Source organism: Shewanella sp. BJSY2023SW001 (assembly GCF_047314685.1).
Classification (GTDB): Bacteria; Pseudomonadota; Gammaproteobacteria; order Enterobacterales; family Shewanellaceae; genus Shewanella; species Shewanella indica.
The window spans coordinates 1-8,836 of the sequence record NZ_JBKORF010000045.1 but is presented as its reverse complement, the minus strand read 5'-3'; the positions used below and the strand labels follow the sequence as shown (position 1 = coordinate 8,836).

General features: G+C 44.5%; 9 protein-coding genes and 1 pseudogene. 9 read left to right on the top strand and 1 reads right to left on the bottom strand.

Features of this window, described 5'->3' with window-relative positions; genetic code table 11:
- The 9 genes and pseudogenes from ACMHXH_RS10825 to ACMHXH_RS10785 all read left to right on the top strand — a co-directional run.
- A partial coding sequence (locus ACMHXH_RS10825) for an IS30 family transposase (protein WP_413738037.1) occupies positions 1 to 258 on the top strand: 258 nt, incomplete at its 5' end.
- 35 nt (positions 259 to 293) lie between these two features.
- A pseudogene (locus tag ACMHXH_RS10820) lies at positions 294 to 659 on the top strand (IS630 family transposase); the annotation flags it as partial.
- A 64-nt stretch (positions 660 to 723) separates the two neighbouring features.
- The gene (locus ACMHXH_RS10815) at positions 724 to 1,074 is read left to right on the top strand and encodes a hypothetical protein (protein WP_039036149.1); all 351 of its coding nucleotides are present in this window, start codon (positions 724 to 726) and stop codon (positions 1,072 to 1,074) included.
- A gap of 502 nt (positions 1,075 to 1,576) precedes the next feature.
- Entirely contained in the window at positions 1,577 to 2,236 is a 660-nt protein-coding gene (locus ACMHXH_RS10810; protein ID WP_039036150.1) for a hypothetical protein, read from the top strand.
- Positions 2,233 to 3,198 carry a tripartite tricarboxylate transporter substrate binding protein gene (locus ACMHXH_RS10805; RefSeq protein WP_039036151.1) on the top strand — a complete coding sequence of 322 codons (966 nt, stop codon included), beginning with the start codon at positions 2,233 to 2,235 and terminating at the stop codon, positions 3,196 to 3,198. Before ACMHXH_RS10810 ends, ACMHXH_RS10805 begins: the two co-directional genes overlap by 4 nt.
- A gap of 13 nt (positions 3,199 to 3,211) precedes the next feature.
- Positions 3,212 to 3,685: a tripartite tricarboxylate transporter TctB family protein gene (locus ACMHXH_RS10800; protein WP_251766961.1), complete on the top strand. Its 474-nt coding sequence runs from the start codon at positions 3,212 to 3,214 to the stop codon at positions 3,683 to 3,685.
- 3 nt (positions 3,686 to 3,688) lie between these two features.
- Positions 3,689 to 5,206 (top strand): tripartite tricarboxylate transporter permease, encoded by a 1,518-nt coding sequence (locus ACMHXH_RS10795; protein ID WP_144362200.1) that lies wholly within the window; start codon positions 3,689 to 3,691, stop codon positions 5,204 to 5,206.
- A gap of 10 nt (positions 5,207 to 5,216) precedes the next feature.
- On the top strand, positions 5,217 to 6,902 hold the full coding sequence (locus ACMHXH_RS10790) for a sensor histidine kinase (RefSeq protein WP_083399886.1): 1,686 nt from the start codon (positions 5,217 to 5,219) through the stop codon (positions 6,900 to 6,902).
- A complete protein-coding gene (locus ACMHXH_RS10785; protein ID WP_071477223.1) occupies positions 6,877 to 7,599 on the top strand; it encodes a response regulator in 723 nt (240 codons plus the stop codon). Before ACMHXH_RS10790 ends, ACMHXH_RS10785 begins: the two co-directional genes overlap by 26 nt.
- A gap of 118 nt (positions 7,600 to 7,717) precedes the next feature.
- Here ACMHXH_RS10785 and ACMHXH_RS10780 read toward each other — a convergent pair.
- On the bottom strand, positions 7,718 to 8,836 hold a 1,119-nt coding region (locus tag ACMHXH_RS10780; protein WP_413737819.1), incomplete at its 5' end, for an IS256 family transposase.

The following is an 8,836-nucleotide window of genomic DNA, read 5'->3' as shown; positions in this document are numbered from 1 at the left end:
TTCTGTGACCACGAACAGGTCGCAGAAAAGCTTAAAACGGATGTCTACTTCGCTAACCCTTATTCGTCCTGGGAACGCGGACTGAATGAAAACTTCAACGGTTTGCTGCGGCAATACATACGGAAAGGCACCGATTTGCGGACGGTAACAGATAGGCAAATTAGTGAGATTGAACGGGCATTAAATGCCAGACCGAGAAAGTGCCTCGGCTTCAGGCAACCTATTGCGGTATTCAATGAATTACGCAAGGCAGCCTAATTTAGCGAGTGGTGCACTTCGGAGTTGAATTCGCGGTCAGTTATGTCGCCAGTTCCAGCAAAGATTCTATGCTATTTCTTTCAATGCTGAAATTGCTCAAAAGACAGTACAGACGAGCCCAAACGATTACGCTCATTATCGATAACTACATCATCCACAAGAGTAAAAAGACTCAAGCTTGGCTCAAGTAAAACCCAAAGTTTATCTTGTTGTTTCAGCCAGTTTACTCACCTTGGGTCAACAAAATAGAGCAGTTGTGGCACGCACTACATGAAACCGTTACCCGAAACCATCAGTGCAAAAACATCTGGAAGTTGATGGAGCGGGTTAAGTATTTTATGGACCATGCTTCACCATTCCCTGGTGGCGGGCATGGTCTCATGAAAGTGGAGCACAATTAGGATCACTTATTTAGTTTTGATTTCTGTTCTTGTTCAATCATCTCCAAGCTACGCGAACGATTGGATGGAACAGCTCAAGCGTGTTTATGCCTGGAGAGAAGTCTCCGTACTTTGTCACGCCAAAGCACCAACATACCAGGATGATTGGAACAAGATGAAGCTCATTCAAGATAAGCAGATCATCATTTGGCAACGTATGATTAGGGATGGGCTCAGAGCGGCCTTGGCCCCAGAGCAAAGAGCAACGTTTTGGTTTGAACAACTGGAAATCCTTGCCCAGGTCTGGGCACCAACACAAGTGAGAGGGATGGATTGCGGCCCAAGTGATATAGAGTTTGTGGGAAAGCGAATGATGGCTGATCCGACATTCGCAAGTGCATTAGATATGGTTGTTCAGGAAAGCAAGGGACGATAGGAAAGGGAGATTAGGCCCTTTAGAAGGGGGCCAACCCCTTCTTTTCGTTATTAAACGGTAGATCTGATAAAAAGTGCTCGCAGTTTTTAATCCCATAGAGTCTATCTGTCATGACGAGTCCGTTTCTCTATATTGCTTATAGTTCGTGATTGTCAGCGAGTATAACAAAGGCTAAACCGATGAAAAGGGCTATCTTGATGGGGAATTTACAGTAACCGGCTCTCTGCATTATCCAACTTCAATAGGCCCGGCATGGCTTCAGTCAGATGCCTTGAACGCCAATTGCTGTGCAAGCCACTCTTTACCTCAAGAGAGTGCTACGAGGACTTATTCGCACCTTCCTTAGTTTTGTTCATTTTGGGCATGCGTTTAATGGAGAAAATTTCGTCAAAGGTTTTTATGGGAATTAATTTCGCAATCTTATATTAACCCCGATTTAACACTAGGCTGTCCTGTACGTCAGCAACCTTATTGAATGCGGACGCAGAATAGGAATTAGCCAATGAATAATAAGCTTATTTTTATCAATGCCCTGGGTTATCGGGAAGCAACCGAGGCAATAGCAAAGTCACAGTCCCATGCTCTTTCTTGTAAAGCGCAAACAGACATTTTGCCAATTAGCTTTGTTGGTGGATTAGGGGCAGTTATCCCGGTCGCCAGCGTACTCTGCTTAGGCATTAGACAGTTAAAGCGTGCTATAGAACGCAGGTTTCTCTGTTTAACGCAATGGCGAACTGAGCCTGGTTGCCCACAAAGATGTTTTAAACATTTTCCCGGCATCTATCAGATGTTTGACTGTAATTCTTCTGGGCAGTTCAGAGTGAAGAACACGTATCCATTCAAGGGGCTTAATTGCGATAAATGGCGAGTCTACAGGCAAAAGTCCCGTAAGTTCGCTGACGGTGGTTGTTTATTCGAATGCCGAATCACGAATGATTGCTTTCTTGGAAGGGGGCAAAACGATGAGTTAAAGGCACAGCGACGTAAAACCAACGTAAGAACATTTTTCGTCCGGAACACCTTATCAAGGCGATTAAGTAATTCTGTTCTACATCCCTCAAAAGAAATTAAAGATTACGTCCGGGAAATGGTGTTCATGGTTTTCCCTGTATTGGATGCGACGCACCTGTACCAAATCCGGGTTAAAGGAGAAGGACAATGATCAAGATAACTTATCGGTTGATCGCCATAGTGGCATACGCCTTGATGCTCTGCAGTGTCCAAGGTCGCGCAGAAACGCACTTTCTTATTCCAGGAGGGCCAGGCGGGGGCTGGGATACGACAGCAAGAGCTGTTGGCGAAGCCATGGTGAAGTCAGGACTGGATGACAACACCTCATTCCAGAATATTTCTGGTGGTGGAGGCGGCCGCGCGATTGCTTATTTGATTGAGTCGGGAACGAAAAAAGGCGATATGTTGATGGTTAATTCTACGCCGATAGTGCTGCGAGCGCTTTCGGGACAGTTGCCTTACAGCTATCGCGATTTGACACCAGTTGCCAGCGTTATTGCCGACTACGGGGCGTTTGCTGTGCGTGCAGATTCTCCCTATCAAAGCTGGCACGATGTTATTGAAGCCTTACGCGGGGATCCAAAAACGATCAAAGTAGCTGGTGGCTCAGCCCGCGGGTCTATGGACCATTTAGTTGCCGCACAGGCAGTTCAAGCGGCAGGTATTGATGGCAGACTGCTCAGGTATATTCCTTATGATGCAGGTGGAAAAGCCAAGGCGGGCTTGCTGTCCGGTGAAGTAAATCTCTTATCGACCGGGTTAAGCGAAGCGCTCGATATGATGCGTGCGGGTCAGGTAAGGATCCTTGCGATCACTGCTGATGAACCTTTGGTGGAATATCCACAACTCCCCACTATGAGAACACTGGGTTATGACATGGAATTTGTAAATTGGCGCGGCTTTTTTGCTGCCCCAGATGTCTCAAAAGCAAAAGTGCAGGAATACAGTGACAGGTTTCAACGTTTAATGGCGACACCTGAATGGGAGAGCGTACGTCAACGTAATGGCTGGCGCACATTATTTACCAGCCAGGACGGCTTTGTTGATGTATTGGAAGCACAAGAACAGCAGCTTCGTGTCGCAATGGAAGCGTTGGGCTTTATCCATCGTTAAAGGAGAGATGACTATGATGAATCGAGAGCTCATAGGACCAACACTATTTTTGCTGCTATTTGTTTGTTATGGCATTTATGCTTGGCAGATACCCCTGATGCCATTTGAAGAGTACGAAAGTGTTAATTCAGCAAGCTTACCAAAGTTGTACACAGTATTAGGGATAGTGATTTGTTTACTGGCAATGATAGCAGAAATAGTGAAATCGCCAGTGAATAATAAACGGGAAATTAAAACGACCATAAGCTGGAAAAGTATCCGTCAAACATTATTGTTGATAATACTTATGCTGCTTTATAGCGGATTGCTGGAATCTCTGGGTTTTGTATTATCAACAGCACTTTTTTTACTTTTCGGTTTTTGGTTGATGGGTGAAAGACGTAAAAAAACATTATTGTTGGCATCAATCCCTGTTGTGATTGTTTTTTGGATCATCATGACCCAGTTATTAGGTGTTTATCTTGCCCCCGGTGAATTTTGGAGTTAAATCATGTTAGATGGAATCTTAACAGGCTTATCAACCGCTTTTGCTTGGCAAAACTTGATGTACGTGATCATAGGTTGTTTTGTGGGAACCTTTATTGGCATGTTGCCCGGTTTAGGCCCCATGACTGCGATCGCGCTGATGATCCCTATTACCTACAGTATAGGCGCTGACTCCGGCATGATTTTGATGGCTGGTGTTTATTATGGCGCTATATTTGGAGGCTCAACGTCATCTATTTTAATTAATGCGCCCGGGGTGGCCGGTACAGTGGCATCGTCCTTTGATGGTTACCCTATGGCAAAGCAAGGACACGCAGGCAAAGCTTTGGCGATTGCGGCTTATGCGTCTTTCACTGGTGGAACCATTGGCGCGTTGATGCTGATGGTCGCCGCCCCCTTATTGGCAGAGGTGAGTTTAAGCTTTCATTCTGCGGATTATATGATGTTGATGTTCCTGGGGTTAACGGCAATTGCAGCCTTTTCTAATAAAGGTCAATTTTTAAAAGCCATGATGATGACAGTCTTTGGATTGATGTTAGCTACTATAGGTATAGATCCCTCTTCAGGTACTGAACGTTTTACCTTTGGGCAAGCAGATTTGCTTGATGGCGTGAGCTTTCTATTAGTTGCCATGGCGACCTTCGCGTTATCGGAAGCTTTGATTAATGTAATTCGCCCGGAACAAAAAAATCCCGGGGAACAGGACATGGGCACGCCTAAAATCGGTTCGACCAAGCTGAGTAAAGCGGAAGTAAAGGAACTTGCGCCTACTGTTGGGCGTTCATCCTTATTGGGTTTTCTAATTGGTGTATTACCGGGGGCTGGCGCAACTATCGCAAGTTTTATGGCATACGCCTGTGAGCGTAATTTGGCACCGAAAGCATTACAGGAACGCTTTGGACAAGGTTCAATGCGAGGTTTAGCTGCACCGGAATCTGCAAATAATGCAGCTTGTACCGGCTCCTTTGTCCCTCTATTGACACTTGGGATACCTGGTTCAGGAACCACAGCGATTATGCTTGGTGCACTAATAGCTTATGGTATTCAGCCTGGTCCTACACTAATGCAAGAAAATCCTGCGGTGTTTTGGTCTGTTATTATCAGTATGTATTTTGGTAATATTGTTTTGCTTATTCTGAATCTACCCTTGATTCCTTACTTTGCTAAAGCATTAACCTTGCCGCGGGCAGTGTTAACGGTAATGATTCTATTCTTCAGCTTAATTGGAGTTTATTTAGTGACATTCAATACCTTCGATTTATTTATGATGGTGGGTGTTGCTGTTATAGCTCTTGTTCTGCGCTTGCTAAGTTTTCCTATGGCGCCTTTATTACTAGGGTTTATATTAGGAGATATGATTGAGCGAAATTATCGTCGTGCCGTGATGATTTCTGATGGTTCAATTAGCTTTTTATGGGAACGGCCTCTTACATTAGCTATAGGCATTGTTGCGATACTCGTTTTGCTTATTCCATTAAAAAGTTTTTTGAATAACTATCTTCGTCAGGATGCCAATTTATAGGATGGATATCATGCGAAATTCAGAACAAGCGGCAATTCCTACGTCCGCATTTAAATCGATTCGCCGTCCAAAAAAATTGGAAACCCGATTAATTATTTGGGTTGTTGGCGTCTGTGTGTTTCAAGCATTGTTCTTTTTTGCATTGGTTTATAATGTGACCACGCAAAACTTTCATCAAGAAGTGGGGGGGAAGGCGTTAGCATTGGCTATGTCAATAGCGTCTAGGCCTGATGTGATCATGGCTTTAAAAGCCGAGAAGGAAGCGAATGAACACCCTGAGCTCAATGCTAAAATGGAACAATTACGTCAGCAAGTAAATGCTGATTTTATTGTCATAGGCAATACTGAAAAAATTCGTTTGGTGCATCCTGAACCAACGCGAATAGGTCAACGCATGGTTGGGGAAGACTCAGAAGCTGGATTACGTGGCGAGTATTATGTTTCTGAGGCCACTGGGAGTTTAGGTGAATCTATTCGTGGCAAGGTACCTGTTTATGATCATAATGGTGAAGTCTTAGGTTTGGTATCTGTCGGTTTTTTGGCCGGCTCTGTTGAATTGTTGATTTTAGAACGCAGTAGTATACTGATTTGGGGCTGTATTTCGTTACTGTTATTTAGTATTTTTGCTGCCATATTTATTGGTCGATGGGTGCGGAACGCCATATTTGGATTGCAACCAGATGAAATAGCAAGGCTATTTGCTGAACAGGAAGCCATCTTGAATACTGTGCGTTCCGGCATTATTGCACTTGATCCTAATGGGAATGTTCGGAAAATAAATCAACGGGCTTGTGAAATCCTGGAGCAACCGTTGCGTATCCAGCATCAAAGTCTTCATTTAAGTGACCTATTGCCGGAACATGCAGAATTTTTATTGCGCAATCCAAGCCGCCGTATTCTAGGTTTCGAGTTGTTTGCTGCCGATAAACGTCTGGTTTTATCACGTTTTTTACTTCAAGCCCACGGCTACAATGACGGTGTGCTATTGAGTATGCGTCCTGCTGATGAGTTAGAATATTTATCGCAACAATTAGCCAAGGTACAGGCATTTGCTGAGTTATTGCGGGTACAAACTCATGATTACTCAAATAAATTAAACACTATTGGTGCGTTAATCCAAATGGGAGAGTTGGATAAGGCGATTGAGCTAATTGGCCAAGAGAGCCAAGGTTCACAGGCTCAGATTGAAAGTTTATTGACCCATATTCAAGAACCTGTTATCGCTGGATTATTACTGGGTAAGTACCACAAAGCCCGGGAAGTGAATGTCAGCGTGGAGCTGAATAATGATAGTTTGTTATGCAGTATTGAACGCAAGGAACTTCTGGAACGCATGGTGTCTATTTTGGGTAATCTGATTGACAATGCGATTGAAGCGGTGCAAAAGGTACAACACATGCGGGTGCCTCGTGTGTTAGTGACCATTGATGAAACGGCGCAAAATATTATATTCGATGTTGAAGATAGTGGTATAGGGCTAGGTGCTGACAAAGCTGCCATTTTTACACCGCAATACAGTTCGAAAACGGGGGCACAACATGGGGTAGGGTTGTATTTGGTGAAAACGCATTTGGAATCTTGTGGTGGTACATTGGAATTGGGAGAATCTGATTTAGGCGGTGCAAGGATTACCGTTTACATTCCGAAGAAACATGTTAAAGGAACTTCTCATGGCGTATTCAGTAATCATTGTTGAAGATGAAGTTGCCGTCTCACAATTGTTGGCTCAGTATTTACTGTTTCCCCAAACTCAAGACACTGTACGCCAGGGACAGTATCAAGTTGTGGGTTGTGCCGGTAGCATAAAAGTTGCGACCGGTTTGTTAAAAGCATTACAACCTGACCTAATTTTATTGGATATTTATCTGCCGGATGGTTCTGGACTTGAGTTGTTACAACAGGTTCGTAAGCAAGGACTCAAAAGTGATGTGATGTTGATTACAGCAGCCAAGGAAGTCACCATTTTAGAACAAGCCATGCAATTGGGAGTATGTGATTTTCTTGTTAAACCTTTAATGTTAAAGCGTTTAGACCAAGCACTTGCTCGCTTCGAAGCTCGCCAATACTGTCTCTCGGTAGCGGAAGAAGTAACCCAATCCATCGCAGACACTCTATTTGGGGGGGATAAGCAATCGAGTAATCAAGCATCGGTTCGTTTACCCAAAGGTGTGGATGCCTTGACTTTAGATAAAATCCGTTGCGTGTTTACAGAACATCCGAAACAAAGTTATACCGCACAACAAATGGGGGCGCTTGTCGGCATGAGTCGTTCAACTGCACGGCGTTATTTGGAATATATGCTGGCGATTGATGAGTTGATTGTTGATCAAAATTACGGGGCTATTGGCCGTCCGGAACGAAGTTATCGCTTTATCACCTTTAACAAAAGCTGATGCGATATTGTTAAGTGAGAGAATTATCTGTTCCAGGAACGGCGATTTTTGAATGAACCGCAACCAGAAGGTCGTGTACGCTGAGGAGGGTGTTCAAAATTCTGTGTCACGTTAAAAATCACAGATCGATGTGAGCATCCAGTCGTCCTTCAAAATGGATGGACAGCTGAGATAGCGTTAAATTCCAGTTTTGAATCGGGTGTGACCACCGCTCCTGAGCCTTCAATATACCGGCGTAGAGCAGTTTGAGTAAACTGTTCTCGTTGGCAAAACCACCCTTGGTTTTCGTCAGTTTACGAAACTGACGATGTACGGCCTCAACCGCGTTCGTGGTGTAGATAGCCTTACGCACGTATTCCGGGTACTTAAAATAGGTCGATAACAGCGCCCACTTGTTGCGCCAGGACTTGATGACCACAGGATATTTGTCGCCCCATTTGGCTTCCAGCTCGTCCAGCGCCATCTCAGCTGCATTGAGGGTTGTGGCTTTATAGACACACTTTAAATCAGCCATAAACGCCTTCTGGTTTTTAGACGCTACGTATTTCATTGAGTTACGAATTTGATGAATGATGCATGACTGCACCTCTGTATGTGGGTAAATGGTTTCAATGGCTTCAGGGAAGCCTTTAAGGCCATCAACACAGGCAATCAGGATGTCTTTAATACCGCGACTATGAAGATCGGTTAGTATACTTAGCCACTGATGTGCACCTTCAGTGTCTGAGATATACAAGCCCAACAGCTCCTTTTTTCCTTCTACATTGAGCGCCAGAATGGTGTACACAGCTTTGCTGACAAAGCGGCCATTCTCTTTGATTTTATAGTGAATAGCATCAAGCCAGAGGATGGGATACAGGGCTTCTAAATCACGTTCACGCCAAGCCTGAAGCTCAGGTAGCAGTTTATCAGTAATGGCGCTGATGGTGCCATTGGGGACTTCAATGCCGTAGATATCGGCGATATGGGCACGAATATCCTGATAACTTGTGCCCAGTGAAAATAGCGCAATGATTTTCCGCTCCATCTCATCGGTCAGGTATGTCTGGTTCTTTTTTACAACCTGAGGCTCGAAGGTGCCATCTCGGTCACGCGGAGTATGCAGCTCAAAGCTACCGGTAGCGGTCTTCAGTGTCTTACTGGTCTTGCCATTTCTGCGATTACCAGGCTGCTTATCTTCAAGATGTTGGTCGAGCTCAACATTGAGGGCCGCTTCAGTAAGCTGTTTAATGAGTGG